The organism is Bdellovibrio sp. BCCA (genome assembly GCF_037996825.1).
Lineage (GTDB): Bacteria > Bdellovibrionota > Bdellovibrionia > Bdellovibrionales > Bdellovibrionaceae > Bdellovibrio.
This window is the reverse complement of sequence record NZ_JBBNAC010000001.1, coordinates 355,570-382,119: the sequence shown is the minus strand read 5'-3', so window position 1 is coordinate 382,119 and position 26,550 is coordinate 355,570. Positions and strand designations below refer to the sequence as shown.

Sequence of the window (26,550 nt, the reverse complement as noted above, 5' to 3'; positions counted from 1 at the left end):
ATGAACATGCCCGTCGACACTGCTTATTCGGATCTTTTGGAAATGCAAGACGCCCGAGCTTTTTTGAAAAGAGCTTTGGAAGTTCGTTATCGCAAAAAAGGGAAAATCAATCTTGCGGATTTCTCTCGCCGCGCTGGTTTTTCTTCTCGCAGCTTTCTTTCAGAATACCTCGCTGGAAAAAAAGGACTTTCTCGTGAAAGCGTAGGTCAGCTTAAAACAGCTTTGAAACTTCCAAAACCTTATCTGGATTTGTTTTCCTTGCTTGTTGGCAAAGACCAGCCAGAGCTTCTTTCAAGAAAATTGACTTTGGAAGATATCGACAAACAAGTCGGCTCTATCAAAGTTTCTGTGGCTCGCCAGACTGAGGCGTTGTCACAAATCAAAGATCCCAGTCGTTTGATTTCAAAGCCCACTTTGTTCCGCGTATTTGCGGCTTTAGGAACTGAGGAAGAGGGCGCAAGTCTTCATGAAATTGCAACGCGTGCAAATATGCCACTTGAAAACGTGCATGAGTCTTTGCAATTCTTATTGAACGAGGGCGCGATCACGACACAAAACGGTCGTTATTATGTACGCTCTAGCCAAATTGATTTCTTAAAGCTTTCGGACTCTGCAAGCCTTGCGGATTTAACAAGAACACTGTGTTCACAAATCCGTACGGACGCCAATGAAATTGCCGCAGATTCGAAAAATTATCTTTTCTATACGGCGTTTTCTTTGCAATCCCACCAATTGCCGGAGTTCAAAGAAAAACTGCGCGATGCCATTTTCGGGGTTCTTGACCAATATCAAGACGACCGTGGTGACTGCGTGCACGAAGTGTTCTTGTGCTCTCGCACTTAATTTTATTGTTATCGTGTAACTAGACTTAAATTTTTTAAACACTACGCTCTTGATCCATCATGGAGGAGCGTATGAAGTCAGTTGCCATTGCGTTGTTTGTCAGTGTCCTGTCTGTTGCCTCATCTTCATTGGCGGCACGGGGCTACTATCTGTACGAAGCCAATTTCAATCACATGGGAAAATCTTATTTAGATCGTCTGGAGTCTATGCCGACAGATCAGCTTTCTTCTTTGTCGCCTGAAAAACGCAATATTTGCATTCAAAGATATAAGGGCATTCTTGAAGACGGTGTTTTAGATATTCGCATCGCTTTGGGATACTTTGATTGGACGACAGGAAGCAATGTCTATGCGGACGGTCGCAGTTTCGGCGTCAGCCCTTCGATGGACATCGGTGCTTTTTATGCGATCAAAAGTTTGCTCTTATCTTCTTGTGAAGGACGCGTGCGCCTTTGTGGGTTTAGTCAAGATCCCAAAAACAACTATCGCTTTTTAAAAACGGTGCAAATTCAGGGGAATAAATACACCGCACGTGTTGAAGTTCAGTTTGCTTCCGCGACGGAATATTTAAGTCAGAATCTGGGTGATTATCGTGAACAACAAAGACAGCGAACCCAATACATGGATAATTATTTTGCGCATGCCTTGCAGGAAGCCGATGCGGTTTTTTATTTCGGACATTCTCGCAATGGCGGAGGACCTGATTTCGCTCCGCCTATTTTTATTCCTGGTCGCAATAAAGTGAACTATGACGGTTACTATGAAGTGCAAAGACCGGGACTTAAAAAAATGCTCGCAGCTTTGAATGCGAGTGATAAAAAAACGGCGGTTCTGGGTTTGATGTCGTGTGCGTCTCGCGATCATTTCTTGCGCAAAGTGCGTGCGGCGGCTCCACAGACAGGAGTAATCACTTCGATGGATGTTCTTAATGTCGATGAAGTCTACACCGCCATGCTTGGTGGAATAGATGCTTTATTAAGAGGACAGTGCCAACAAAGTTTTTATCAGCAATTGCGTATGACTTCTAACAATCAAAAATACATCACAATGGACGGAATGTTCGAATAAGAATAAATTGATTATGGAGGTGCTTATGGTCAGCTTAGAACAGCTTCCTCATCCTGACTTCCTTCCGTATCCAAGTCATTACACCTCGGCGTTTTTCCAATCTAAGGAAGACGCCGAAAAAGCAATCGCAGAGTTGGAATCACTTGGATTCAACGATGATGAGTTCAACGTCTTTGAAGGTGAAAGTGGCGTTCAAGCCGTCGACATTGATGGTGATCACCACAATGTGATCGAAAAATATATGCGTAAGTTTATCAAGATGTCAGACTCTGCCGAATGGCGTTTTTTAAGTGAAGCGGATTATGAGCTTAAAAATGGTCATCTTCTGGTTTGTGTTCCGACGTTGAGTGATCAGAAAAAACAGGAAGTAATCAGTGCTTTTAAAAAGGCCGATGCCTATGACATCCGGTATTTTACTCCTTTGTATGTAGAAGAAATTGAATAGCGGCAAAGAATAAACAAACAAACGAATTTCTTTTTAGGTAAGATTAACTATTGATTTTATTTGTGAATTTGTTGAACTAAAACCTTGGTCTATATTTCTCACGGGCTCTTTGACTTACATATAATTTACATAGTAATTTATATGTAAATGGAGAGCCTATGAGCACCCTCGCCCTTCCCGAATTAGCAAATATCCCTTTCGTGTCTGCGGAGCACTTGCAACCTCCTGCAGGTTTGGCCACTGGAGTTTCCGTTCTGGATGATTTCCTTTTATGGAAAGGAATTCCGCAAGGAGATTTAAGTCTCTTTCAAGGAATTCCCGGAACGGGAGCTACTTCTTTATGGGTGCGCATTGTGCAAAACGTGCATGCGCAAAACAAGTGGGCCGCGTGGATCAATGGCGACACGCAACTTTTCCCGGCGCACTTGTCTCACCATAAGTTGAATTTAAAAAAACTTCTGGTGGTGAAAGAGCCTAAAGAAAATGAACAGCTCTTTTGGCTTTTGCAGGAACTTATCACAAGTTCGCTTTTTGAAGTGATTGGCTGCAATCTCAAAGACATCTTTTTAAAGAATCATCAATTGCAGAAATTAAAACGTCTTTGTCGTCTGCACAAAGTGGCTTTGGTGTTTATCAATCAAAAGCCGACCAAGTTCATCAACCCGCTTTTTAGTTTCATGGTTTTGTTTCAACGCGACTTTATCACGATTCAAAGAGCCCTTCACCGTCCGACACCATTTAATATTGCCGGGAGTATGATCCATGCGAACTTTATGCATCAATTTAAAAACACCGCAAGAAAGCTCCTCAGCTGAAGCTTTTTTGATTTTAAGTCCGCGCGTGCAGTTTCGTTTTCCGCACTACGTTTTTGTAGAGATGGAATCGACCTCGCACTTTTTCGGTGGAGACAATGGCTGCTTGGCGAAAGCTTTGGAAATCGCGGCGAAGTTTTCTTCGGATGCTTCCGCAGCTATTGCTGACACGCCATCGGTAGCGCAAGTCTTTGCGCGCTGGCGTCCATCGTATGTAGCTCCGCGCGGGAAAGAGCAAGAAGGGTTTCGTGGTTTGGGACTGGATGCTCTCAAAGATCTTGAAGGGCTTCAGCCTTGGCCGCAGAAAAAACCTATCGAGCATATGATTTCGTTCTTTCACACTTTGGGTGTGCATGGTTTGGAAGATGTTTTGAATTTTCGTTCCAATTCACTTCGTGAAAGATGGGGGGATTTCGGTGTTTTACTTTGGAATCGTTTGCACTCTCAAGACGCTCAGGTCATTTCACCTCTTGTTCCTCGCGACCCTCTTGTGGGCTATGGTTACTTTGACGATCCCATAGCTGCTGTTCCTTTATTGATGGCACGGTTGAAACCGCATCTGGACATTTTGTTTGCGCGTTTGGCGGGACTTTCTCGTTACGCTCAAAAACTCGATGTGATTTTGCACTGTGAGTATTCGGATAAAAGATATTCTTTCAGTATTGAACCCGTAAGTCCCACACGCGATCAGGAACTTTTTGAAGATCTGCTAGAGAAAAAACTTTCGCAACTGGTTTTAGAAAATCCGGTCAGGGAGTTTGAAGTTTCACTTTTTGACGTTCCTGAAAAAATTCAGCAACTGGATTTTTTTGAACCACGCGACAACACCGAAGATCGCTGGCGCCGTTTGATCAGTTTTGCCAAGCAATCGCAGTGTGAAATGGGTTTCCTGCAAATGGAAGCCAGTCATTTTCCTGAACAGAGTTTCAGTCTGGTGACAGATTGGCCGGAAGATTTTAGAGCTCACGACTTGGTCGAGCGCCAAGATGAGGCTTTGCAAATTAAATCGGTTTACGCCAAAGGGCTTTCTGCAAGTCCCCGTCCTTCGTTGTTATTAGAAAAACCGCAACCTTTAAATGCTTTTGAAGTTCAGAAACTGCGTTTTGTGTCGACACTTCCCAGCGAGAGAATTGAATCCTCGTGGTGGCAAATTTCTGTTCAAGAATTAAAACATCGAGATTACTTCTTTGCGCTCTCTCAACATGGTCAGCTTCTGTGGGTTTTCAAAGATCGCATAAATTCACAGGTGTACTTACATGGCTATTTTGATTAGTGGAAATCACAAGATAAAACTTCCTTCTCTTCCTCAGAATTCTTCGAAAGCAACACTCCCCATTAAAAAGGCCCAATGCTTTGTGGAGTTGATGGGGCGAAGTAATTTTTCTTTTCTGCAAGGGGCTTCCTCCCCTGAAGAAATGGTGCAAACGGCCATTGAGCATGGTTATGACGGGTTAGGCATTTGTGATCTCAATGGTCTTTATGGAGTGGCCCGCGGATTTCAAACGATGCAGTCGCCGTCTCTTTTTACGGCTTCGATGAAAGCCAAAGAAGGTTTTAAATATCTCATTGGTTCTGAACTGACTTTAACGGATGAAACCACCGTCACTTTGATCCCAATCAATAAACAAGGCTACTCACATCTGTGCGAGCTTTTGACATTGGGAAAAAGACAAGCGGCCAAAGGTTTTTCAAAACTCAGTCTGGAACAAATAGAAAAATACAATCAAGGATTGTTGTGTCTGGCACTTCCACCCTGGACTGATAAACGCTATGAACGCTTAGAAAAGATTTTTAATGATCGACTGTATTTGCCGGTGTGGCGCGATCTGACGTGGGAGTCTCACGAATTCTGCAAACATGCTTTTGAGTTGGAAGAAAAATATCAAGCACGCCTTTTTGTCACGCAACGCCCTTTTATGCACGTGCCAGAAAGAAAAGAACTCTTTGATGTGTTAACTTGCATTTTGCATCACACAACATTGCAAGAAGCTAAGAATAAACTAATTCAAAATGCGGAACGTTGTTTGAAGAGTCTCGAAGATCTTTCTTTCTTATGGCAAGACCGTTTGGACCTTGTGGAAAAAACTGTGGAGATCGCCGCACGTGTGACGTTTTCGTTAGATGAAATTCGTTACCGCTATCCCAATTCGAATCTTCCCGCGGGACTCACACCCAGTGAGCATTTGAGGGATTTAGCTTGGCAAGGTGCTAAATGGCGCTACCCCGAGGGTGTTCCCGATAAAATCAGAAAAATGATCGATTATGAACTCGAACTTATTAAAGAGCTTGAGTACGAAGATTATTTTCTGACTCTCAAAGAGATCTGCGATTTTGCCGCGAGTAAAAATATTTTGTATCAAGGACGTGGCTCTGCTGCGAATTCGGTCGTCTGTTATTGTATTGGCTTAACGTCTGTTGATCCCACAAAAGTGGATTTGCTTTTTGAAAGATTTATTTCGCGTGAGCGCCGTGAGCCACCGGATATTGATATCGACTTTGAACACAATCGTCGTGAAGAAGTCATTCAGCATATTTACGAAAAGTACAACGAACGTCATGCCGCCATGGTGTGCACCGTAGTTCGTTATCGTTCACGCATGGCAATTCGCGAGACAGCGAAAGTTTTTGGCATTCCTCTTGCGAAAATCAACGAGATGATTAAATTCATGGGCCGCGATGGCTTCAGCCGTTTGCTGGAGCCAGACTCTGCGGATCGCTTTGGTCTGCCTCACGATCAATGGAAAATGTTTTTGCATTTAGCTCATCAACTGCGCGGCTTTCCCCGTCACTTAGGAATTCACACAGGCGGTTTTTTAATCACGCAGGATCCGATCACCGAAATGGTGCCGGTTGAAAAAGCGACGATGAATGGCCGCTATGTGATTCAGTGGAATAAAGACGATGTGGCTTTATTAAAACTGATGAAGATTGACGTCTTAAGTCTGGGAATGCTGACATGTTTGCGTAAGTGTTTTGATCTTTTGCGGGAGCATAAAGGATTGAACTTTAACCTTGCAACACTGCCCCCTGAAGATGAATCGACTTATGAGATGATCGGCAAAGCAGACACCGTGGGTGTTTTCCAAATCGAATCACGCGCGCAGATGCAAACACTGCCACGAATGAAACCCAAAAACTTTTATGATCTTGTTGTTGAGGTCGCGCTTGTTCGTCCTGGTCCTTTACAAGGGGGCATGGTTCATCCTTACTTGCGCCGTCGCCAAGGTTTAGAAAAAGTCACCTATGCGCATGAACTCTTAAGACCTATCTTGGAAAAAACCCATGGCGTTCCTATTTTCCAAGAGCAAGTCATGAAGATGGTGATTGCGGCGGCTGATTTTTCACCGGGTGAAGCTGATGAGCTTCGTCGAATTATGTCTTCAGCGTGGAGAAAGCAATCCACCATGGATGGAATTAAAAAACGCATTTTGGATGGCTTTGCCAGACACGGCATTACTTATGAATACGGTGAACAGATTTATAAAACCATCGAAGGTTTTGCAAATTACGGATTCCCTGAAAGCCATGCCGCGAGTTTCGCGCTTTTGACCTATGCAAGCTGTTACATTAAAAATAAACATCCCGATGTTTTTGCCTGCGGGCTTTTAAACAGTCAGCCGATGGGGTTTTATGCTCCTCGCACGCTGGTTGCCGAAGCTCAGCGCCATGGTGTGGAAGTTCGTCCTTTATGTATTCAAAACTCGCAATACGATTACACTTTAGAAGATAAAGGCAACAAGGAACATGCTCTGCGTGTGGGACTTCGTTCTTTGTATGGAATTCCCGAAGCCTTGATCCGTCGAATTGAAGAATCACGCCAGAATCACGGGTCTTTTCTGAATGTCGCTGACTTCATTCAACGCACAGAGCTTCCGCGCAGTGCTTTGATTAAAATAGCGGCTTCAGGAGCTTTTGATTGTTTTAACACCAATGTGCGTGAACTGATCTGGGAGTTAGAAAGTTTAAGTCTGGATCAAGAGAGTTTTCTTTGGGGACATCCTAAAGAACAGTTTGATTTAGAAAATGAAGAAGACAATGACTCAGACCTTTTGCCTTTTGAATCCAATTGGGACCGTTTACGTCGGGAATACGATAGCAAAGGTTTTTCCGTGGACTCCCATCCGCTTTCAGTTCTGCGTTCTTATTTAAAAAACAAAAGTCAGGAGTTTATTTCCAAGCGCTATGTGCCGTTTTTTAATTCCGGCGATTTACCGCGCATGAAAAACAAAACCAAGGTGCGCTTGGCAGGTCTGGTTTCTGTGACTCAAAGACCGCCGACAGCCAAGGGAATGTGTTTTATTACTTTGGAAGATGAGTTTGGATTTATGAATATTGTCATTCATCCTGACGTCTATCAAAAAGACCGTTTGGCGATTTATGGAAAGTCTTTACTGGAAATTCAAGGTCAGGTGGAAAAAGTAGGAGAGTTGATCAATATTCGCGCCGCCCGCGTTCTGCCCTTGATTTAAAAGTGACGGCCAAAGCTTTTTTTGCTAATTTTCTAAGAAATGATTCGTGAAGCGCTCGTTTTTTTACTTACTCCGACAACTCCGCTGGCAAAGAAATATGGATTTCTTTATTCGTCCATCGCACTTCAGCACCGCTTTGAAAGATGTAAAAAAGCCTGGCTTCCGCATCTGAAAAACTGTCAGGACCTTTTTTTAGAAACTGTTCAGGATCTTCCACGAAAAAAATCAGTGGTGGTTTTGGGAAGTGCCCACTTGCACGAAATCCCCTTACACCTGTTATCGGAGCATTTTGAAGACATCACTTTGGTGGATGTCGTTCATCCTTTGAAACATCACCGTTTAGCCAAACGCAATTCCCATCTCAAACTTGTGACCGAGGATCTTTCCAAAAGTTTGGAAAAATTGGACAAGATCAATAATCTTGAAGAACTGCACCAGCTTCTTCAACAGCTTCAAGATCAAAATTTATTTTATTTCGAAGCGGATTTGGTGATTTCAGGCAATCTTCTTTCACAATTGGCTTTGCTTCCAATAGAAGCCGTGGAAAGAAAAATCAAAAGATCTTTGTCTTTGGAAGAAAAGGATCAGATCTGCACTGCCTTTGCGGAATTGCACCTTAAAAACTTAAAAAACTGCAAAGGACGCAAGCTGGTCTATGCAGACCGAAAAGTGATTTACCGCGACACCAAAGGCGAAGTCATCTATACGGGTGAGTATCCTGTTTCTTTCGAAGGCTTCACAAAGCTCAAAGAATGGATATGGCAATTGGCTCCTTTGAAAGAAGCTTCCAAAGACTATTCCATTGAAATGAAAATTGAAGCTTATAAAAAAGATTGAGCATTACACTTCTATTTTCTTTTAGACAGATAGCTGGCATTTTTATGATCATCCTGTAAAATAAAACCATGAAGTTTTTTGCGGCGTCTTTGAGTGTCCTGTTTGTGTTTTTTTGCTCTTCTACATGGGCAACCATGAAGTTTATTTATCATGCACCAGAGTCCAGTTCTGACTCCCGCTACGACTTTCATTGGAAAGTGTTACGCGAAATTCTTGAAACAACATCTGCAAAATACGGCCCCTACGAGATGCATGCCTCTGTCTTTATGACCGAAGACCGGCAGATTTCGGAAATTCAAAAGAAACATGCGTCGCTAACTGTCATGATCCGCGAAACAGATCAGCAGATGGAAAAAATTCTGATTCCCGTCCGCATTCCTATCGATCGAAACCTTTTGGGATATCGGGTTTTTCTTATCAAAGACTCTTTTCAAAAACATTTTGATAAATGGAATTCACTGGAAGATTTAAAACAGGTTCCCCTTGGACAGGGACAAGGCTGGGGCGACATCAAGATTCTTGAAAAAGCCGGTTTTAAAGTTCTTACGGAAATTTACTATGACGATCTTTTCAAACATCTTAGTACCGGCCGCTATCTGGCCTTCCCTCGTGGTATCTCAGAAGTCCACAAAGAACTCGAGACATTTCAAAAACTGTATCCGCATCTTACCATTGAAAAAAAATTTTTAATTTATTATCCGCTGCCGACATATTTCTGGTTTCAAAATTCTGCGGAGGGTAAAGTCACGGCTCGTCGCGTGGAAGAAGGATTTCGAATTCTTCTAAAAAACGGTGAATACCAGAAAATTTTCGACAACTACTACGCCGCAAATCTTGCAAAACTAAAATTGAAAAAACGCCAGCTTATTAAATTAGAAAATCCGTATCTGCCTGCGACCGTCCCATTCAAAGAAAAAGAACTGTGGTACGATCCATTCAAAGATTAATTATTTTTTGATCGCGACAAAAAGTCCTTCATAACTTGGTACGATGGCCGCTTCAAAAAGCGCCGGATCTGAAAGACGTTCGTTGAATTCTTGCATGATCTTTATTTGTTTTTCTGAAAAACGCTGCAGGGCCGTATCTCCCCAAACAGAACCGCTTAAGAAAATATTATCGGCCAGAATCAAACCGCCCGGGCGCAAATTGCTTTCAGCCCAGGACAAATAATCAAAATAAGCAGCCTTGTTGCCATCAATGAAAACACCATCAAAGGGCCCTTGCGTAGAAAGCTTTGTCAGCTCTTCACGGGCATCACCTAAAACCAAATGAATTTTCTTTTTCGTCTGATCTAGTTTATTAAATACTTGCGAAGCCATATCGCCGTGCTTCGGCTCTTTTTCCAAGGTCCAAAGCTCGCCCCCTTCGGGAAGGGCTTCAAAAAGGTACTGCGCAGATAAGCCTGTGAGCGTTCCGATCTCCACAAACTTCTTTGCACCATGCAAACGCACCAGAGTTTTGATCAGTTGCGCCTCTGCCGGAGAAATACTAATGCGGGCCAAGCCCAACTCTTCCGCGAATTTTCGCGATTGCTGTTTGCATTCATTCTCTTCAAGAAGAAGAGAACCCATATAGACTTCTCTGTTTGTTAGCACTGTTTCACGCATGATTCATGGTCTCATAGTTTTCCATTGAAGTTAACAGGAAGTTAATTTGATGCTGCTTTCCCTTCACAGTTTAATTTTGTCTAACAGCTTAAACTCCGTTTCTGAGGAGGCTTTTATGAAATTCACAACCGTTCTGATTTTGACATTGGCTCTTGGTGCTTGTGCTTCCAAAGAAATCAAGAGGGAGTACGTCACTTCTGCGAAACCACAGCAGCCAGCTCCACGCACTCGCACCACTCCGTTGTCGGGCGCTTCTTCGGATTTACGCAAGAACACGAAGTTCATCACTCTTTCACAGAACATTCGTTTTAACGTCGCAAGTACAGAGCTGTCTCCGTCAAGCCGCAGAGCTTTAGATGAAATTGCCAATGAAATCAAAAAAACAGAAGACTCCTTTGGACGAATTCGCATTGAAGGTCTCACAGACCCCACAGGAGATGCGGAACGCAATCAGCAGCTCTCTCAAAGGCGCGCCGACACTGTTCGCAATTACCTGATCTCGCGCGGAGTTTCGGAAGAAAAACTGGAGGCCGTCGGCAAAGGCCCTGTGAACAACAACACCATGGCCTCCGCCGCACAGAATGCCCGTGATCGTCGTGTTGACTTTGAGATTATCGAATAAAATGAAAAATTTTACGAAGTCCATCCAAGTTTTAATCGAGCTCGTCACACGTGAACCACAAATGGAATCTGCATGGTTGACGGCCTTGGCACACTTAGAACATCTGGCGGCAGAACAGATTTTGGGAAATATCACAAAGTCCACGCCGCAAGAACACATTAGCGAAATTAAAACTCACGCCGCTGATGAGTCCCGCCATCGCGACACCATTTTAAAAATCCGTCCTTTTCAGGAAGCCATCAACGAAGATTATTTAAATCTTAGTCAGCGCCTGTGTGCAATCGCCGAATCTTTTATCAAAGGTTATTTCGCTACAACTATTTTAACAACGGCGCGATCCCGTTTTGTCGCTTACGTTCACGGTGCCATCATCATTGAACAGTTTCCATTTCAAATTTATTCCGCTTACATCCAAGGAACTAAAGACATCCAGATCCGCGAAGCCATGCAGAGTATATTGGATGACGAAGTCGGACACATTCAACTCGGAAAAAAGTTTTGGCAACAACTCCCCCAAAACGGGCGACTGTCTTTAAGTGAACTTCAGATCATCGAAAAAGAAATGTGTCAGATCATGGTTGAGCGCATGACCGAAATCGTCTCGCGCTTTCAAAATCGGGATGCTTTCTTTTTACCTTCAAGCAAAGCCAGTACTCGTCTGGCATGGATGTTAGGAGAGCGTCCCTGGGCCACCTGCGCATGGATTCATGTTTTAGGAAAAAGTGAAGAGATCGCGTCTCGGCACATGCAGCGTATTTTTAAAATCCGCAACCTGCCTTTACCTCAAGAAATGCCAGCGCACGTTGAAGACGAACTACGCCATGCAAAACTTCTACAACGAAGTGTCCTCTTACAACGTCGTTCTTGGTTGGCTAAATGTCCTTACAAAGAAGCCGAGCTGGCGATGGGACATTTGCTGGAAAAGTACTTGGTTCTTTTCTTTAGCTCCATCATGAAGAGATTCAAAGATCCCCACAGTATTTATCTTTACGGAGCTTGGGGGCTTGAGATGAGAGTCTTTAAACACTACACGGAAATCATGAAATGGACTGACGACGTCGGCGTAGCCCACACAATTTCAGGAATCTTGATCGACGAAACGGAGCATACGCACATGGTTCATACGTCCTTGATCGAAAGAAATATTCTGAATCCTGAAGCGCTCAAATGGGTCCGTCAACTAGAAGAAGATCTGTTTGAAAGCGCCTGCAAAGAAGCGTTGGATCTTATTTTTCAATTAGATGAAAAACCTGATTTTGCTCCACCTTATCGACACACCTTCCACTCGGTTCCGCAAATGTTATCTGTAAACACAGAATCCGCCACACTGGAGTTGAATTGATGATTGCTTTTATTTTTCCCGGACTTAATGCCTTACTTAGAAAGGTAGATCGAAATCGTTTTACTCACCTTCCTGAAGTGCAAGAACACTTCGCAAGAGCTGAAAAAGTGATCGCCGAACGCTTCGGCCAACACATCAGCTTCAAAGAATTTCTCAATCTTCCTGCCGAAGAAATCTATGCATTAAAAAATATCAGTCTTGCCGCCGTCGCTATTTGTTGCATTCAAGTCGGCGTGGCCCTTCGCTTAAGAAAACAAATCGGCGATCCGCATTGGGTGATGGGTTGCTCATTGGGTGATTTAGCACGCGCCGTATTTGCAGAGTGCTACAGCTTTGAAGACGCGGTCTACAATCACATCTGGTTCACACAAAAAATCGATGGCATTGATAAGATCGGACGAAATATCGGAGTGCTTGCGCCGCGAGGGCAAAACTTTACCGCCGCCGACTATCAATGGTTTGAAGAAATCTGTGTCGACGTATCTTGCCTGACTCCCCGCTTTTTGAATATTGGCGGCCGCTACAAAGACCTTTTAAAAGTCGAAGAACGAGCGAAAGAAAAAGATTGGAACGTTATTGATATTCTCAACTATCCCGTCCATTCGCGCTACATTCTGCCTTACGTGCAGGCCGTCGCCAGCGAATTTGCAACGGTGCACACTGACACTCCCCGCGTGCCGGTTTTTTCAAGCGTGAGCGCGCAAGCCCTGGAAGACCCTGATGTGATTAAAGCGGAGTTCTTACTTTGCATCACTCAAGCCGTTCAGTGGTCCAAAGCGATTCAATGCCTTGTAAAAGAAAAAGGTGTCACTCGGTTTATCAATATAGGCCCTTGCAAAAGTCTCACAGGTCTTATGAAAGACATCCCTGTGACAGTCGAGACCTACGAAGCCTCGGACCTGCTCTTGCAATCGGTCGATTTAGAGATTGTCCAATAAAATGAAAAACGGCAAGATGGGGGCCTATGAACCCACTTCTTGTTTTCGATCTCGATGGCACTTTGATTGATTCGGCTCCGGATATCGTTGTGGCGGTGAACCGTACTCTGAAAAATCACGGCAAAAAAATTCTGAGCGACGAAATTATTATTTCTCATATTGGTGAAGGTCTTAAAAAACTCATCGCCGATCTTTTTATGGGAGACAACCTCGAGCCTGCGCAAATCACCGAACTTGAAATGGAGTTTCTTCGTATTTATGAGTCTGAGATGTTCAATCGGACTCAGATTTTTCCCGGTGTCGAAGACTTCCTGGGAAGTTACCAGGGCCCGATGGCCATTATTACCAACAAAAATGAAAGACCCGCTAAAGCGATTCTCAAACATCTTGGCTTGGATCGCTTCCCTTGGATGAATGTCTTTGGCGCCGACACCTTGGAAGAGCGCAAACCCAGTCCCTTGCCTCTACAAACGATGATGAAGCTTGTGGGGCATACTCCCGAGAATACTTTTATGATTGGCGACGGAGTTCCTGACGTTCTTTCAGCTCTGCGCGCGGATGTTCCGTCAATTGCGATTGAATTCGGATACACTTCCATGGAACTTCTTCAAAAATATGAGCCACGAGGAGTTTTGAGTCACTATCGAGAGCTTCCTGAACTCCTTCAGAAACTCTCTCAGAAAAGATGACGCATATTCGCTAGAAAAAAGGACCTGCTCCCCTTTTGTGGACTTGCCTCAGGGCGGCGTGAACTATATAAGATGGGGTTTCAAATGGGGGTGATCTCCGGTGAGCGATCTTCTTTTAGAGGTTCAAAATCTTAAAACGGGCTTTAAAACCGACGACGGCGCTTTTACGGCTGTTGACGACGTAAGCTTCTCTGTTAAAAAAGGCCAAACTCTTGGAATCGTTGGAGAATCTGGTTGCGGCAAATCCGTAACGTCTCTTTCGGTGATGCGTTTGATCCAAAAGCCTGGGAATATCCAATCCGGCAAGGTTCTCTTCAAAGGCAAAGACCTTCTCCAACTGTCCGATGATAAAATGAGAGAAATTCGCGGTAACGAAATCGCGATGATTTTCCAAGAGCCAATGACTTCTTTGAATCCGGTTTACACCATCGGTGATCAGATCGAAGAAGCTATTTTGCTTCACCAAAAAGATCTTAACAAACAGCAAGCTCGCGAGCGCGCGATTGAAATGCTTCGCAAAGTAGGTATCCCTGCTCCTGAAAAGCGTTTCCACGAATATCCGCACCAACTTTCGGGCGGCATGAGACAGCGTGTGATGATCGCAATGGCGATCAGCTGCAATCCGGAACTTTTGATTGCCGATGAGCCCACAACAGCTTTGGACGTAACAATCCAAGCGCAGATTTTGGATTTGATGCGCAAGTTGCAAAAAGACTTCGGCGCGGGAATGATTTTGATTACGCATGACCTTGGCGTCGTCGCAGAGATGTGCCAGGAAGTTGCCGTGATGTATGCGGGCCGTATTGTTGAGTTCGGAACTGTAGAAGATATTTTCTATCGTCCAAAACATCCGTACACAAAAGGTCTTTTGGATTCTATTCCACACTTTGAAACAGGTCACAAGCTTGAAGAGCTTAAAACTATCAAAGGCATGGTTCCAAGTCTGTACAACCTTCCTAAAGGTTGCCGATTTGCCGATCGTTGCCCTTATGCTCAAGACGACTGCCGTGCTGCTTACCCGAACCTTGAAAATCTTCGCGGTCTTCACAAAGTGGCTTGCTATCACCCGTTGAGTGAAGAGGTACAAAAATAATGAGCACTCCTCTTTTGAAAGTCGAAAACGTTACGAAGAGCTTTCCTATTTACGGTGGAGTTTTCAGCCGTGAAGTGGCTGCTGTTAAGGCAGTTCAAGGTGTGTCTTTCGAATTGAACAAAGGTGAAACTTTGGGCCTTGTGGGTGAGTCCGGTTGCGGTAAATCCACTTTAGGTCGTTGCTTGATTCGTCTTCACGATACGACTTCCGGAAATATTATTTACAACGGCAAAGACATCACGCACATCCAAGGCGAAGAGCTTCGTGACATGCGTAAAAAAATGCAAATCATCTTCCAAGATCCGTTTGCCTCTTTGAATCCGCGCATGACTATCGGTTCAATTCTTGAAGAGCCTCTTATCATTCACAATCTTCATCGCTCGGCGAAAGATCGCCAAGATCGTATTCATGAATTGATCGACCTTGTGGGACTTCGCCGTGAACACTTGAATCGTTATCCGCATGAGTTTTCAGGTGGCCAACGTCAACGTGTAGGTATCGCGCGCGCTTTGGCCGTGAACCCAGAGTTGATTGTATGTGACGAACCTGTTTCTGCTTTGGACGTTTCTATCCAAGCTCAGGTTATTAATTTGTTGATGGAGCTCCAACAAAAGTTGGGTCTGACTTACATCTTTATCGCCCATGACTTAAAAGTCGTTGAACACGTTTCAACTAAAGTGGCGGTGATGTACTTGGGTAAAATCGTTGAGATGGCGGAGGCGGAAGAGCTTTACCGCAATCCGAAACATCCCTATACGAAAGCCCTGATGTCGGCGATCCCAGTTCCAGATCCTCGCCGTAAAGACGAGCGTATCATTTTGACTGGCGACGTTCCTTCACCAATCAATCCTCCGACAGGTTGCCACTTCCACCCTCGTTGCCCTATGGCGATTGAAGAGTGCAAGACGATCGTCCCGCCTTTGGAAGAAAAATCCAAAGACCACATCGCAGCCTGCATTCGAGTGTAAAGAAGTTACCTCTTTTTTCCGATAACTCCCCTAAGACATGTGTTGCTTGGGGAGTCTATGAAAACACAGGGAAAAGTTTGGATTATCTACGATGCTGAGACAAAAACGCAGACGAAACCTATGTCTGTCGTTCAAGCTCAGGTCGCCTTGCTTTCTCTGGCTGATAAAAATCCCGGGAAATACTTTCTTTGGACTCCGGGTTGGGAAGAATGGGTTTGCGTTCGCGAATTCCTGGAATCCGATCAAAAATATTTCGTGATGGCTCAACCGCCAAAACCGATGGAGCCAAGCGGTCTTCCTCAAGACACTTTGACAGCGACACAAAATGCTCCTGCAACTAACAATCCGGACAGTCCTTACACGCAAGTCGTTGTGGGCGATGCACCGATCAAACATCAAGAAATCGGTGGTTATCATGTGAAGGATTTTAACGGCGACGAGCTGGATCTTTCGAAAATCAAAAAAGTAAAACCGGAAGCCACGAAGAAAAAATCATCTGAGGCTGCTCCGAAAGAAGAACCAAGTGGAGCCGACCGTCGCCGCGATCCACGTCACAACTTCAAAATTGAAGTCGTTCTGGTTTCTAAGATTCGTTCTTTCCGCACGCATTCAAAAAATATTTCTTTAAGCGGAACCATGCTTGAAGACGAAATCCCTCGAGACTTTTTAAACAAGCCTTTTGACTTGATCATCGTGAATCCTTTTGAAGCCGATCCATCGAAAGCGCGTCTGCTTTTCAGAGCGAAGATCGTCGGCGACATGACCGATCCGCGCCGCCTGATGTTCATCGAGCAAGACGTTGCCATGACTCTACGTCTAGACGCACTTTTGAAAGCGTACGTCGCTTACCAAGATCAAGTGCGCCGAAGCGCCGGCTAGTCTTAGTCTAGATTTCCAAACTGTAAATCAAGAATCCTTAACATCGCTCCGATATCTTATTTTGAAGCACGTTAAGGAGAAAACAATATGAGTACAGCGAAGTACTTCGTTCTCTTAGGATCTCTCACAGCATTTATTTCTGCATGTCAGCCGCCCGTTCCTGAAGAAGACACTGTGTCCTCTCAATCCACACGCTACCTTTACGTAGCTTCGGGACTTTGCTACTCCGGCACAGGGAACACAACTTACACTTCTTCCACAGCATCCAACGTGATCTTTAAGGTCAACCTTGAGACCGGTGCTTACGAAGGCCGTGTCGCTGATTTTACAAAGGCCACAGAGGCGACAGGCACAACTCCGGTGAGCATTTCTAATTATGACGACACACATATGATGGTCCTGTTAGAGCACACAGGACAAAGACGAATTGAACTTATCGAGAAAAAACTCGATGGAGCAAGAACGACTTTCTATAACAACACCTCAACAACAGCTCCGATTGGTGCGCTTCAGTCAGCTGCGAAATTTGTGATGAGTGTTGCTGACGGATTTCTTATCAGTCGCACAACGGCGATTGAAAAACTGGATGCAGGTAAAGGTCGCCAAGCAGGCACTGGAACAAATGCCTGGGTGCAAAGCCCTGGTGGAGCTTGTTCAGCGTCGGCTGTGAATATCACTTCTCTTCTCACTTATCCGACGACAACAAATACGGCTGGATACAATATCGTCTATACACATTCACAAAATGCATCTTCAGCAACCAACAACCGCCTTGGCGTGATCAATGGTGCGACAGGATGGAATGGCACTTCAGGATGCCTTGATGATCAATCCACAGTGGGTGCAACGGCTTATCCGACGGCTTCTGCTTATATGAGTGCGTTTAAACGTATGGTGGTCTCTTACGCTGGAACCAATGCGGCTTTGCAAAACTCTTTGTATTCTTATGCTATCGACGATGCTGCGACTTCCAATATCATCAGCGATCCCGTGAATGGTTTTGAAAATCCTAGCGTCATCTACGGCGCCTCTGCGATGACTTACGATGAAGCTAAAGGATATCTGTATGTCGCCACTGGCAGCACTGTTTCTACGAATCTGACGACAGGAAACGCGCCCTATAACATTGAAAAGTTCAGCTACAATCCAACAACAAAAGTTTTCACAAGAGTCGGCAGTACGACCTTTTATTCTGGAAACTATGAAACTCGTTGTATCTCTTCAATGTTTGTCGGGAATTAATTGCTTCCGGTGAAATTTAAAGACCACCTAGTGAGCGTTCCTGTATGGGTGGCCGTACCGTCGATGACTTTCACAGTCCAATTGCCTTGAGAATTCTCTCGATAAAAGGCATTCGTTAAGAAAACTTCGCCCTGATAATTCGCAACATTGCGAAGGGCATTGTTCATGTTAATCACAATACTTTTTGTACCGCTTGGTGACGTCAGTTCCAGCGCCAGATTTGCAATATTTGTGTGTGTCACCCACACGCGAAGCTGCACAGATTCAATTTTGATATTCGTATTTACAAACATGGTGTCTGAAGCACCTGTGGCACTGTTATCCGGAATACCTAGGTTCAACCCGCTTCGATCATCCACCCAGTTTGTTTCAACGTAAGCGTTAAACGGAGATGTATAAGACCTCGCCATCGCCACAGCGGCATCCACATTCACTCGGCCAAAACCATACCAGTTGTGAAATTTAAAACCGGCTCCGTTTTGCACCCAGACTTGTTCCCACACAGCGCCAGACGGAATGGGCTCTGACGGCTTGGGATGAGCAATAGAACCTGACGTCGTGTAATGAACTGGAACCGCCGTTTTTGCCAAAATATATTTTACATCACGCCAGCTTAAGTTTGGATTGGCTTGTAGCAAAAGAGCAATAGAGCCACTCAACACTGGTGCTGCTGCGGAAGTTCCGTTGAATGTCGCCGTGTAATTGCAATTGGTGTTTCCCAACCCTCCACGTTCAAACTCTAACTTTCCTGAAATCGTTGAAGTTGAAAAACCTTTTGTACATCCCATGCGATCCGTTGTGATCATCGCAGGCGAGTCGTCGCCAAATTCTCCGCCGAAAGAAGAAATCCACACGTTAGATCCTGGCGAAGAGTAACTTGCAGCATAACCAGATGCATTCAACGCCGCCGTTAAAATTGTATAAGGCGTGCTATTGTCCGAATCGAAATTGGCGTTCCCCGTGCAGTATTCAGACGTCGAACCTTTGCAATAAACCATAAAGTCATTGCCCGCAGACTTAACATAGATCGCCCCTTTTCCAGAACGACCACTCAAAGCTCCCGAACGCATTTGTGACTGAAATGACGCCACTGGAGTGATCAAACTGTTTTGTGCCGATCCCCAGCTCATACTGAAAATATCAAAAGCTCCACCGGCTTGGTCCACCAAGGTGGGTTCTGTTTGGGTTACTGCAGAGGACAAGAAATTTGCGGAAACCAAAGACGCTTCAAACGCAACACCTTTACTACCTTTGCCATTCGCGGCCGCCGCTGCAGCAAGACCCGCCACCGCCGTCCCATGGTTGTCATCAGTGGCTTTCGGTGGAGAAGAACTCGCAAGATACGGAGAGCTCTTTGTATAATCTTTCGAAACACCCGTATAAAGATAATTCGCTTTCAAATCTTCATGCGTGTCTTCTACGCCATCATCAGAAATTAAAATCTTAATTCCTTTACCGCTGATACCACTGAGCCACGTTTGTAGAAGGTTTAAATCATTTCCTGATTCACCTGAATCCGCTGAAAAAACTTTCTGGGCGGTGTTGCTGATATGCCAAGCCATATCTAAAAACGGATCGGCCGTCTTAGGATCGCCTGAAACTTTAAATCCGTTTTCCGCACAGTTCGTGAAGAAGACCCCTGTGGTGAGACTCACCACAAACAACACACATAAAGCTTGAGCCTTTTTACTAATTCTTCTCATACTGACGACTCAACACTTCCATTTTAACTTCCTCAACAGAGGCCTCACCTTTGAGAGCGTCTTGAAAAGACTGCAAATCAAAAGGCTCCTGAGAAGACGTCACGAAATATGTACGAATATTGGGAAACGAATTTAAAACTTTTAAGCCCGATGCTTGAGTTAAAATATCCGGTGAAACACCTTCTTTAAGAGTGACGGTGAAGACTCCTGTCACGACACCCACTTCATCCAAGCGGGAATCCATCACAACCAAAGGATGTGCTGATGAGAAATTTTTGAAATCGTTAACTGCAGCTTCTTCTTCCACGAGATAATAACCGTTCACCTCACCGAGGATATTTCCTTGAGGCTTTCTACCCGCCGATTTTGAAACTGCACTCACGCCATTCCAAAGCTTCCAGCGTGAATCTGCAAACAAACCGACTTCTTCAAGATTTGCATTTTTCGTATTGATGGTTTTAGCACCGCGAATGGATTTAAGATCACGGATCTTTTCACGCGCTGGCATCCCCTGAGGTTGTTCTGAAGAAGCCACTTCCGTGACTTGCGTTGTTGCTGCCGGGGAATTTTCAGGGGCCGGAGTTTTAGAAGATTGCGCTTCTTCCTGATTTTCAGAAACTGCATGGAACTCTGGTGTCTCGCCTTTGTTAGAAAGGACAAGAGCAAAAACAGCTCCTAAAAGAACTAAGAATAAAACGACCAGTGTTCGACGTGCCATGAGCCTTCTATTTTAACCAGTAAAACACCCTCCTGCTCACTATTTTCTTTGTAAATTATTGGGAAAGTATGGAAGTACTTTTGAATCTCATTATGGAACAATACCTTTGTCCATAAGACTTCCTACAAAAAAGCCTTCGCGAAATCACGAAGGCTTTTGAGTCTTTATTAAATGGAGACCTAATTATTCGTTCAACTTTAAAAGTGTGTGAACTGTCTTCTTAAGCTTTTCAACGTCGAAAGGTTTTTTGATATAGTCATCGGCCCCAATCTCGAACGCCTTTTTCATGTCGTCTTCGGATGCTTTTCCAGAAACGAAAACCAACGGAATTTTCTTAAGGTCTTTGTGATCTTTTAAAAGCTGCGCAAGTTCAAAACCGTTCACCCAAGGAAGGCCAACGTCCATCAAAATAAGATCCACCGGATGATCATCCAAAGCTGTTGAAAGTTCCGTGCCGTCTGCTGCGAGCTTCGTCACATAACCTTCGCTTTCAAGGATTCTCTTCATCGCCAAACGCATTGTCTCGTCATCTTCAATGACCAGAATAACTTTGGGATCGAGTTTCTTTTTTGCTTCACGAAAAGAATCTAAAGAGACCACGTCTTGGCTCGCGATGCGCGCCTTCGTCATCTTTTCGATCTTCTCGATTAAATCCTTGGTGTTGATCTTTTTATCCTTCATACGTTCCTTAGTGAGAAGCTTGAGCCTCAAGCCATCTTTCAGCATCAATGGCTGCCATGCAACCTGTACCCGCCGCTGTGATCGCTTGACGATATACATGATCTTGCACGTCTCCCGCCGCAAAGACACCTGGAATATTAGTATAAGTGGTATTTGGTTGAGTTACCAAATAGCCTGTCTCATTCATATCCAACATTCCTTTAAACAGGTCCGTATTAGGCTTATGTCCAATGGCTAGGAATAAGCCCGTGATGGGAAGTTCTTTGACAGCTCCAGTGACCGTGCTTTTGATTTTGGCACCTGTCATGCTCTTACCGTCACCCAAAACTTCAGCCACTTCGGTATTCCACAAGATTTCAATTTTTGGATTTTTCATCACACGCTCTGCCATGATTTTAGAAGCGCGGAAATGGTCGCGTCTGTGCAGCAAGTAAACTTTCGAAGCAAAACGAGTCAGGAATTGAGCTTCTTCCATCGCTGTATCACCGCCACCGACAACGCCGATTTCTTGATTGCGGAAGAAAGCGCCATCACAAGTCGCACACGCAGAAACACCGCGGTTCGCGTATTGTTTCTCAGAAGGAAGACCCAAGTATTTTGCACTCGCACCTGTTGAAATGATCACGGCTTTGGCCAAATGCAATTTGTCGCCCACCCAAATTTTGAAAGGACGTTGAGAGAAATCCACTTTCGTCACGTTGCGAGTGAGGAAGCGGGTTCCAAATCTCTCGGCTTGTTTTCTCATCACAGTGATCAAATCAGGTCCTGTGATTCCGTGTTCAAAGCCAGGGAAGTTTTCAACTTCTGTTGTGGTCATCAACTGACCGCCGGCTTCTTCACCTTCGATCATGAGCGGCTCAAGGTTCGCGCGAGAAGTGTAAACTGCAGATGTCAGACCTGCAGGGCCAGAACCGATGATGATAACGTTTTCTACTTTTTGATCTTGTGTCATAGATTTCCTCACAAAATAGGCAATATTTACGCCCCTAGGCTATCAACAAACAAAGTTGTTTTCATTAGTTCTTTGCACGTTTTGGACTGCGTCAGCTACAATGAGCCATGCCTTTTATTTCGTTTAAAAAGAATCGACCACCCTATGAGGTTTCCCACGGTGCAAACCTGATGAAGTCTCTGCTTGATGCAGGCCTTCCTGTTGCTTCAAGCTGTGACGGCGATGGCGTTTGCGCTAAATGCAAAATCATCATCGTAGAGGGTGGAGAAAACTTATCGGGAGAGAACGAGACGGAAGTTTTCCTCAAGGAAACCAATAATATTCCATCGGGCATGCGCATTAGTTGCCAAACCGAAGTCTTTGGCGATGTCACGGTGGATGCGACTTACTGGTAGATCAAAGACCACGGCCCTTAAAAGGAATTCCTGGCGATGTCGGGTCTTCTTCGGGGCGATCCCAACCCACTGGAGTTGAGATGCGTGGTGGGCACTTTCCTTTTCCTAACTGAATAAAAGAAAGACCTCGATGTCCTCCCATAGGACTTTCGCTCGTACATAAAGTTGTGGAGCCTCGTAATACTGTTAAGGATTCATTCGGTGCAATAAATTCGGGGTTGTCTCGTCCCGGTGGAATCGCCGCAGAAGCACCGAAACTCAGAATGAAAATAAAGAGAAAGGTTTTCATATTCACCTCCCGATGTCGCTTATTATAAACCCGTTGCTTGTTTTTCTTACGGCTGCAATTTAACGCTGGACCTTGTCCCGGAATCCTTAAGAACAGGACCAAAAATGCCGAAGAGAAAGTGAAATATTTGGTATGACCACACTCGGAACGTATGACAAGGATGGTTCGCCGTGGCTGGCTATTATCTTACGACGGGAAAATTAAAACTGGGTCCTCTCTCTGAAAAGGACATTCTTTCTGGAGTTCGCTCTGGAAAAATCAGTTTGTTCGACATGATTCTTAACAATCAAACGAATGAATGGATGATGCTTATTCAACATCCGGATTTTTCAGATTTAGAAGGCCCTTCTGAAGCACAAAACAACAAAGAACAAGAAGGCCACTTCGCGGTGGGCTTGATCTCGGATGATTTGAGTGAAGAAACTCAAGCGTCTTCCTTCGTGACTCCAGAGAATTTTCCGATTCTCACACCCGTTTATTGGTATGAAAAAGAACGCTCCAGTCAGCGTTTGAAATACTTGGAAGTGTTGTCTTTGATTCACTCGCAAAAACTGACAGAGCAAAGTCTTCTTTCAAAAACACCGCACGGTCCTTGGCAAAAAATCATCGATTGGGAAGAGTTTTCTCCGAAGTCTTTAGAGAATTACAAAAAGATTTCAGATGAAAAACTTCCTGATGTCCATATTCGCAGAAAATCACCGCGCTTTGCTTGCGGAAAAGTTTTTGTCTCCATTGGGAAAAACGGCGGTTTCCAGGTTTTCTGCCCGGACATTTCAAGAACCGGCATGGCATTCATTGTTCGCTCTGCCAAATGTGATTTAAATGAAAATCTGCATTTAAAATTCCAGGAAACTCTCACGGATAATAAATCCGATGCCCGCGGCATTGTGGTTTCCGTGCGTAAAGTAAAACTCCCCGGCTCGGACAGCATTTACATCCGCTACGGTGTTCGTTTCACTCATTTGTCAGAATCTGGAAGAAAATTTATCGAGGAAATGGCAAAGCAGACCGCTTTGCCATAATAGAATTACACTTTTTGCAAACGGACCATGTTGATCTTAATGCCTTCGCGCATAAAGATCTTTTCGAAAGCCGTTTCAAAGTTTTGTGCTTTCATTTCTGAATTGTGCAAATCCTGCGTCTCAAAAATAATTTTGTACTTGGATTCGCGGATTTCATCCATCGCCCACAAGAAATAATCCAAAGAATCTGTCTTGAAGTTGATAAAAGAACCTGGCTTTTGCAAGCGATGCAAAACATCTAAATTCTGCTTACACACGAAACGATTTTTAGGTTTCTTCGGCGACGTCCATGGATCCGGGAAATGAATGTAAACGTTGTCGATTTCACCTTCGTTAAAAAGCTCGTCGATGTTGAAAGCGTGAAAACGCGCAATCGCGGCGTTCTTGCAGCCTGCCGTTACAGCACGACGGATTGTTTGAATCAAAGGCTTGTACTTAAGCTCCAATCCCACAAGCAAACGATTTGCATGAGTTTGTGCGTGATGCGCAAAATAAGTTCCGTTGCCCGTTCCCACTTCCACATCCATCGGCAAAGCGCTATCTGCTTTAAAAACATCTGAACGCCATTTGCCTTTGTTGTTGGGAGCACGAAGCTCATCGAATGCAACGTGAGAATACTCACCGTTCAATGCCAACGTGTAAGCATTTTGTTTAGGTAGGTCTTTCGTAATATTAATTCTTCTGCGAGGAACCGGACTTGTCATAGGCCACCTGATTAGTCGGGTGCGGCCCGCCGGTCAAGCTTTTCACCGTGAAAGGATGACCTTCCTTAAAGGGCTGCAAACGGATAGGGCAATTTTCGACGTCACAAGCTGAACAGTAGGATTTTTTACAGGGGTCGAGATGAAAAGCCAACTCTCCATCAAAATCATAGTCGGCAACCACTCGGTTTTCAAACGCATGAGTCACTTCGTGAGCATGAGTTACATCCCAATATTCAGGCACCACCATGTGCGCATCCACATGATGAAAACGACCCGAACGAATTGTTCTTAGGTGATGAATGTCAATGATGCCCGGTACGCGATTCTTTCTTAAAGCTTCCGCCAAATTTTCTAAGATATCCTCATCTTGTTCATCCATTAAGATTCCCAAAGACGAACGAACGATGGTGTATCCTGAATACGCCAACTGAAGACCGACAAGAATCGCCACCACGGGATCGAGCCACTGAAGCCCTGTGAGCATCACAAGTCCCAAGCCCACCATGACTCCTGCTGTGGTGAGAACGTCAGAAATAACATGCGCACCGCTAGCTCTTAATGCTTCAGAGTGATGAGTCTTACCTACACGTTTGAGATACAATCCTAAAGCCAGATTGACCAAAGCCGCTCCCCCAACAATCAACAAACCCATTTCCAGTTGCTGAGTAGGCTCGTGATTGATTAAAGCTTTGACCGCCTCGCCAATAATCATGATGGCCGCGAAGAAAATCATCCCGCCTTCAAATGCGGAAGAAAATGATTCTGCTTTTCCGTGTCCATAAGGATGTTCGTGATCGGCAGGTTGAGATGCAAAACGAATGACAAACAAAGCCACCAAAGAAGCGATCACATTCACGATACTTTCAAGCGCATCGGAAAGGACTGCGGTTGATCCTGTGATTTTATAGGCTCCCAGCTTCAAACCAAAAATAGTGAAACTTGCCAGCGCTGAAATCCACGCGGCACGATTGCGAATGGTATCTGAAGATGTCACGTAGTTTGCCATATAAAGGGTTTTCGACGATCACCCTCGGTTCGTCAATAATTAACCTGCTGCTTTTCGGCGTTTTTGCTGAGCTGACTTCAAATCAACAACAGGAGCGACTTCGGGTTTATAGTACGCAACCTGATTACGGCCACCGCGTTTTGCTTCGTAAAGTGCATGGTCCGCACGGCGCACAAGTTCGCGGGCACTGATATTCTCGCCCGGAATTGTGATCGCGAATCCCACAGAGGCTGTCAGCTTGATCGAATCATCGCCATTTTTGAAAGTCGTTTTTTGGATGTTTTCACGCAGACGTTCACAGAAGTACGTTGCACCTTCGTGATTCGTTTCCGTCAAAACCACCAAGAATTCATCTCCACCATAGCGTGCTGGAATATCGACGTTGCGCGTGTTCGCACGAATGATTTTTCCCACTTCCGAAAGCACGTAACTTCCAAAAAGATGATCATGCCCGTCATTCACGGTTTTAAAATAGTCCATGTCCATCATCACGACGCAAACGTCACGATGGAATCGACGTCCACGTTCCATCTCAAAGTCCAGACGTTGATACAATGAGCGCATGTTATAAAGACCTGTGAGGTCATCGGTATCCACGAGCTCTTTTAATTTTTCATTGGCAAAAAGAAGTTGTTCGTGCAAATCGCGGATGCGCAATTGCGTACGGATGCGTGCTAATAATTCAAGAGGAACAAAAGGTTTTACGATGTAGTCGTCAGCTCCGGCATCCAGGGCTTCAATAATCGCCTCGGTGCTGGAGTTTTCTGACACGAAGACGCAAGACACGTGAGAAAGACGCTCACGCACGGCTCTGAGAACTTTAAGTCCAGCCATCGACGGCGCCATCCAATCCAAAATAACGACATGAGGAATCCATGACTCGATCAACTTGTGGGCTTCGGTATCCGAAGTGACCCCACGAGCATCATAGCCTTCCCATCTTAGAGGTTCTAAAAGAATCTCTAAGCTGTCTTTATCGTCGTCGATTACTAGAATACGGCGACTCTTGGGTTGTTTCATACCATCAAAACTCATACTACATACCAGTGTAACTTCAGCTCTTCTCTTCGGTTAATTTGCTCTAATTGTTTAGGGCCTTTTCTAATCTATCGACGAGTCTGGTCTTCGACCTAAGGCCTGGGACCGCTTTGAGGGCTGGGAAATACAGTTCTGTCGCTTCGGACAGTCCTCGCTCGTTTCGACTTTGGTTGACATGACTTAGACCTT

Annotated in this window: 27 protein-coding genes; 18 read left to right on the top strand and 9 right to left on the bottom strand. The window is 44.7% G+C overall.

The features are described 5' to 3' along the window. The 8 genes from AAAA78_RS01945 (at window position 1) to AAAA78_RS01910 (ending at window position 9,420) form a co-directional block, all read left to right on the top strand. Window positions 1-843: a DUF4423 domain-containing protein gene (locus tag AAAA78_RS01945; protein ID WP_340590045.1), complete on the top strand. Its 843-nt coding sequence runs from the start codon at window positions 1-3 to the stop codon at window positions 841-843. A gap of 71 nt (window positions 844-914) precedes the next feature. Beyond that, window positions 915-1,910 carry a hypothetical protein gene (locus AAAA78_RS01940; protein WP_340590044.1) on the top strand — a complete coding sequence of 332 codons (996 nt, stop codon included), beginning with the start codon at window positions 915-917 and terminating at the stop codon, window positions 1,908-1,910. Window positions 1,911-1,935: 25 nt separating this feature from the next. Beyond that, the gene (locus AAAA78_RS01935; RefSeq protein ID WP_340590043.1) at window positions 1,936-2,355 is read left to right on the top strand and encodes a hypothetical protein; all 420 of its coding nucleotides are present in this window, start codon (window positions 1,936-1,938) and stop codon (window positions 2,353-2,355) included. A gap of 158 nt (window positions 2,356-2,513) precedes the next feature. Next, window positions 2,514-3,170, top strand: a complete 657-nt coding sequence (locus AAAA78_RS01930) for a recA protein (RefSeq protein WP_340590042.1) — start codon at window positions 2,514-2,516, stop codon at window positions 3,168-3,170. Then, window positions 3,118-4,440, top strand: coding sequence for a hypothetical protein (locus AAAA78_RS01925; protein WP_340590041.1), 1,323 nt, complete (start codon window positions 3,118-3,120; stop codon window positions 4,438-4,440). Before AAAA78_RS01930 ends, AAAA78_RS01925 begins: the two co-directional genes overlap by 53 nt. Further along, window positions 4,424-7,636: an error-prone DNA polymerase gene (locus AAAA78_RS01920; RefSeq protein WP_340590040.1), complete on the top strand. Its 3,213-nt coding sequence runs from the start codon at window positions 4,424-4,426 to the stop codon at window positions 7,634-7,636. The genes AAAA78_RS01925 and AAAA78_RS01920 overlap by 17 nt, the downstream gene beginning before the upstream one ends. 39 nt (window positions 7,637-7,675) lie before the next feature. Continuing rightward, window positions 7,676-8,473 (top strand): hypothetical protein, encoded by a 798-nt coding sequence (locus tag AAAA78_RS01915; protein WP_340590039.1) that lies wholly within the window; start codon window positions 7,676-7,678, stop codon window positions 8,471-8,473. Window positions 8,474-8,541: 68 nt separating this feature from the next. Then, window positions 8,542-9,420: a hypothetical protein gene (locus AAAA78_RS01910; protein ID WP_340590038.1), complete on the top strand. Its 879-nt coding sequence runs from the start codon at window positions 8,542-8,544 to the stop codon at window positions 9,418-9,420. Here AAAA78_RS01910 and AAAA78_RS01905 read toward each other — a convergent pair whose 3' ends face one another. Next, window positions 9,421-10,080, bottom strand: coding sequence for an O-methyltransferase (locus AAAA78_RS01905; RefSeq protein WP_340590037.1), 660 nt, complete (start codon window positions 10,078-10,080; stop codon window positions 9,421-9,423). Between the two features lie 115 nt (window positions 10,081-10,195). Here AAAA78_RS01905 and AAAA78_RS01900 point away from each other — a divergent pair, with 115 nt between their 5' ends. From AAAA78_RS01900 to AAAA78_RS01865, 8 genes are all read left to right on the top strand, one after another. Beyond that, window positions 10,196-10,702: an OmpA family protein gene (locus tag AAAA78_RS01900; protein ID WP_340590036.1), complete on the top strand. Its 507-nt coding sequence runs from the start codon at window positions 10,196-10,198 to the stop codon at window positions 10,700-10,702. Between the two features lies 1 nt (window position 10,703). Then, the gene (locus AAAA78_RS01895; protein ID WP_340590035.1) at window positions 10,704-12,044 is read left to right on the top strand and encodes a ferritin-like domain-containing protein; all 1,341 of its coding nucleotides are present in this window, start codon (window positions 10,704-10,706) and stop codon (window positions 12,042-12,044) included. Further along, window positions 12,044-12,982: an ACP S-malonyltransferase gene (locus tag AAAA78_RS01890; protein ID WP_340590034.1), complete on the top strand. Its 939-nt coding sequence runs from the start codon at window positions 12,044-12,046 to the stop codon at window positions 12,980-12,982. Before AAAA78_RS01895 ends, AAAA78_RS01890 begins: the two co-directional genes overlap by 1 nt. 26 nt (window positions 12,983-13,008) lie before the next feature. Further along, window positions 13,009-13,671, top strand: a complete 663-nt coding sequence (locus tag AAAA78_RS01885) for an HAD family hydrolase (protein ID WP_340590033.1) — start codon at window positions 13,009-13,011, stop codon at window positions 13,669-13,671. Window positions 13,672-13,771: 100 nt separating this feature from the next. Then, a complete protein-coding gene (locus AAAA78_RS01880) occupies window positions 13,772-14,764 on the top strand; it encodes an ABC transporter ATP-binding protein (protein WP_340590032.1) in 993 nt (330 codons plus the stop codon). Then, a complete protein-coding gene (locus AAAA78_RS01875) occupies window positions 14,764-15,732 on the top strand; it encodes an ABC transporter ATP-binding protein (RefSeq protein ID WP_340590031.1) in 969 nt (322 codons plus the stop codon). Before AAAA78_RS01880 ends, AAAA78_RS01875 begins: the two co-directional genes overlap by 1 nt. A 57-nt stretch (window positions 15,733-15,789) precedes the next feature. Further along, on the top strand, window positions 15,790-16,611 hold the full coding sequence (locus AAAA78_RS01870; protein WP_340590030.1) for a PilZ domain-containing protein: 822 nt from the start codon (window positions 15,790-15,792) through the stop codon (window positions 16,609-16,611). An 87-nt stretch (window positions 16,612-16,698) separates the two neighbouring features. Next, window positions 16,699-17,853 carry a hypothetical protein gene (locus tag AAAA78_RS01865; protein WP_340590029.1) on the top strand — a complete coding sequence of 385 codons (1,155 nt, stop codon included), beginning with the start codon at window positions 16,699-16,701 and terminating at the stop codon, window positions 17,851-17,853. On the opposite strand, the gene AAAA78_RS01860 is transcribed toward AAAA78_RS01865, so the two are convergent. From AAAA78_RS01860 to trxB, 4 genes are all read right to left on the bottom strand, one after another. Next, window positions 17,850-19,556, bottom strand: a complete 1,707-nt coding sequence (locus AAAA78_RS01860; RefSeq protein WP_340590028.1) for a S8 family peptidase — start codon at window positions 19,554-19,556, stop codon at window positions 17,850-17,852. The two genes, AAAA78_RS01865 and AAAA78_RS01860, sit on opposite strands and share 4 nt — an antisense overlap. Next, window positions 19,543-20,274, bottom strand: coding sequence for a hypothetical protein (locus AAAA78_RS01855; protein ID WP_340590027.1), 732 nt, complete (start codon window positions 20,272-20,274; stop codon window positions 19,543-19,545). The genes AAAA78_RS01860 and AAAA78_RS01855 overlap by 14 nt, the downstream gene beginning before the upstream one ends. A 183-nt stretch (window positions 20,275-20,457) precedes the next feature. Continuing rightward, a complete protein-coding gene (locus AAAA78_RS01850) occupies window positions 20,458-20,955 on the bottom strand; it encodes a response regulator (protein ID WP_295900242.1) in 498 nt (165 codons plus the stop codon). A 7-nt stretch (window positions 20,956-20,962) separates the two neighbouring features. Beyond that, on the bottom strand, window positions 20,963-21,907 hold the full coding sequence (gene trxB, locus AAAA78_RS01845) for a thioredoxin-disulfide reductase (protein WP_340590026.1): 945 nt from the start codon (window positions 21,905-21,907) through the stop codon (window positions 20,963-20,965). A gap of 107 nt (window positions 21,908-22,014) precedes the next feature. Here trxB and AAAA78_RS01840 point away from each other — a divergent pair, with 107 nt between their 5' ends. Continuing rightward, window positions 22,015-22,302, top strand: a complete 288-nt coding sequence (locus AAAA78_RS01840; protein ID WP_340590025.1) for a 2Fe-2S iron-sulfur cluster-binding protein — start codon at window positions 22,015-22,017, stop codon at window positions 22,300-22,302. A gap of 1 nt (window position 22,303) precedes the next feature. On the opposite strand, the gene AAAA78_RS01835 is transcribed toward AAAA78_RS01840, so the two are convergent. Continuing rightward, a complete protein-coding gene (locus AAAA78_RS01835) occupies window positions 22,304-22,591 on the bottom strand; it encodes a hypothetical protein (RefSeq protein ID WP_340590024.1) in 288 nt (95 codons plus the stop codon). A gap of 170 nt (window positions 22,592-22,761) precedes the next feature. On the opposite strand from AAAA78_RS01835, the gene AAAA78_RS01830 reads away from it, so the two are divergent. After that, window positions 22,762-23,613 carry a PilZ domain-containing protein gene (locus tag AAAA78_RS01830; protein ID WP_340590023.1) on the top strand — a complete coding sequence of 284 codons (852 nt, stop codon included), beginning with the start codon at window positions 22,762-22,764 and terminating at the stop codon, window positions 23,611-23,613. A gap of 5 nt (window positions 23,614-23,618) precedes the next feature. Here the strand turns inward: AAAA78_RS01830 and trmB are convergent, their stop codons facing one another. The 3 genes from trmB to AAAA78_RS01815 are packed head-to-tail and all read right to left on the bottom strand — an operon-like array spanning window position 23,619 to window position 26,343. Continuing rightward, a complete protein-coding gene (gene trmB, locus AAAA78_RS01825) occupies window positions 23,619-24,317 on the bottom strand; it encodes a tRNA (guanine(46)-N(7))-methyltransferase TrmB (protein ID WP_340590022.1) in 699 nt (232 codons plus the stop codon). Continuing rightward, the gene (locus AAAA78_RS01820) at window positions 24,286-25,323 is read right to left on the bottom strand and encodes a cation diffusion facilitator family transporter (RefSeq protein ID WP_340590021.1); all 1,038 of its coding nucleotides are present in this window, start codon (window positions 25,321-25,323) and stop codon (window positions 24,286-24,288) included. The genes trmB and AAAA78_RS01820 overlap by 32 nt, the downstream gene beginning before the upstream one ends. A gap of 39 nt (window positions 25,324-25,362) precedes the next feature. After that, window positions 25,363-26,343, bottom strand: a complete 981-nt coding sequence (locus tag AAAA78_RS01815) for a GGDEF domain-containing response regulator (RefSeq protein ID WP_340590020.1) — start codon at window positions 26,341-26,343, stop codon at window positions 25,363-25,365. Window positions 26,344-26,550: the final 207 nt, after the last annotated feature.

What these genes read in the sequence shown, in the direction of transcription:
- AAAA78_RS01820 (WP_340590021.1), bottom strand. Translation starts at nt 25,323, where the DNA reads ATGGCAAACTACGTGACATCTTCAGATACCATTCGCAATCGTGCCGCG.
- AAAA78_RS01860 (WP_340590028.1), bottom strand. Translation starts at nt 19,556, where the DNA reads ATGAGAAGAATTAGTAAAAAGGCTCAAGCTTTATGTGTGTTGTTTGTG.
- AAAA78_RS01910 (WP_340590038.1), top strand. Translation starts at nt 8,542, where the DNA reads ATGAAGTTTTTTGCGGCGTCTTTGAGTGTCCTGTTTGTGTTTTTTTGC.
- AAAA78_RS01905 (WP_340590037.1), bottom strand. Translation starts at nt 10,080, where the DNA reads ATGCGTGAAACAGTGCTAACAAACAGAGAAGTCTATATGGGTTCTCTT.
- AAAA78_RS01895 (WP_340590035.1), top strand. Translation starts at nt 10,704, where the DNA reads ATGAAAAATTTTACGAAGTCCATCCAAGTTTTAATCGAGCTCGTCACA.
- AAAA78_RS01890 (WP_340590034.1), top strand. Translation starts at nt 12,044, where the DNA reads ATGATTGCTTTTATTTTTCCCGGACTTAATGCCTTACTTAGAAAGGTA.
- AAAA78_RS01840 (WP_340590025.1), top strand. Translation starts at nt 22,015, where the DNA reads ATGCCTTTTATTTCGTTTAAAAAGAATCGACCACCCTATGAGGTTTCC.
- AAAA78_RS01935 (WP_340590043.1), top strand. Translation starts at nt 1,936, where the DNA reads ATGGTCAGCTTAGAACAGCTTCCTCATCCTGACTTCCTTCCGTATCCA.
- AAAA78_RS01900 (WP_340590036.1), top strand. Translation starts at nt 10,196, where the DNA reads ATGAAATTCACAACCGTTCTGATTTTGACATTGGCTCTTGGTGCTTGT.
- AAAA78_RS01925 (WP_340590041.1), top strand. Translation starts at nt 3,118, where the DNA reads ATGCGAACTTTATGCATCAATTTAAAAACACCGCAAGAAAGCTCCTCA.
- trmB (WP_340590022.1), bottom strand. Translation starts at nt 24,317, where the DNA reads ATGACAAGTCCGGTTCCTCGCAGAAGAATTAATATTACGAAAGACCTA.
- AAAA78_RS01875 (WP_340590031.1), top strand. Translation starts at nt 14,764, where the DNA reads ATGAGCACTCCTCTTTTGAAAGTCGAAAACGTTACGAAGAGCTTTCCT.
- AAAA78_RS01850 (WP_295900242.1), bottom strand. Translation starts at nt 20,955, where the DNA reads ATGAAGGATAAAAAGATCAACACCAAGGATTTAATCGAGAAGATCGAA.
- AAAA78_RS01940 (WP_340590044.1), top strand. Translation starts at nt 915, where the DNA reads ATGAAGTCAGTTGCCATTGCGTTGTTTGTCAGTGTCCTGTCTGTTGCC.
- trxB (WP_340590026.1), bottom strand. Translation starts at nt 21,907, where the DNA reads ATGACACAAGATCAAAAAGTAGAAAACGTTATCATCATCGGTTCTGGC.
- AAAA78_RS01855 (WP_340590027.1), bottom strand. Translation starts at nt 20,274, where the DNA reads ATGGCACGTCGAACACTGGTCGTTTTATTCTTAGTTCTTTTAGGAGCT.
- AAAA78_RS01815 (WP_340590020.1), bottom strand. Translation starts at nt 26,343, where the DNA reads ATGAAACAACCCAAGAGTCGCCGTATTCTAGTAATCGACGACGATAAA.
- AAAA78_RS01835 (WP_340590024.1), bottom strand. Translation starts at nt 22,591, where the DNA reads ATGAAAACCTTTCTCTTTATTTTCATTCTGAGTTTCGGTGCTTCTGCG.
- AAAA78_RS01915 (WP_340590039.1), top strand. Translation starts at nt 7,676, where the DNA reads ATGATTCGTGAAGCGCTCGTTTTTTTACTTACTCCGACAACTCCGCTG.
- AAAA78_RS01865 (WP_340590029.1), top strand. Translation starts at nt 16,699, where the DNA reads ATGAGTACAGCGAAGTACTTCGTTCTCTTAGGATCTCTCACAGCATTT.
- AAAA78_RS01930 (WP_340590042.1), top strand. Translation starts at nt 2,514, where the DNA reads ATGAGCACCCTCGCCCTTCCCGAATTAGCAAATATCCCTTTCGTGTCT.
- AAAA78_RS01885 (WP_340590033.1), top strand. Translation starts at nt 13,009, where the DNA reads ATGAACCCACTTCTTGTTTTCGATCTCGATGGCACTTTGATTGATTCG.
- AAAA78_RS01945 (WP_340590045.1), top strand. Translation starts at nt 1, where the DNA reads ATGAACATGCCCGTCGACACTGCTTATTCGGATCTTTTGGAAATGCAA.
- AAAA78_RS01870 (WP_340590030.1), top strand. Translation starts at nt 15,790, where the DNA reads ATGAAAACACAGGGAAAAGTTTGGATTATCTACGATGCTGAGACAAAA.
- AAAA78_RS01920 (WP_340590040.1), top strand. Translation starts at nt 4,424, where the DNA reads ATGGCTATTTTGATTAGTGGAAATCACAAGATAAAACTTCCTTCTCTT.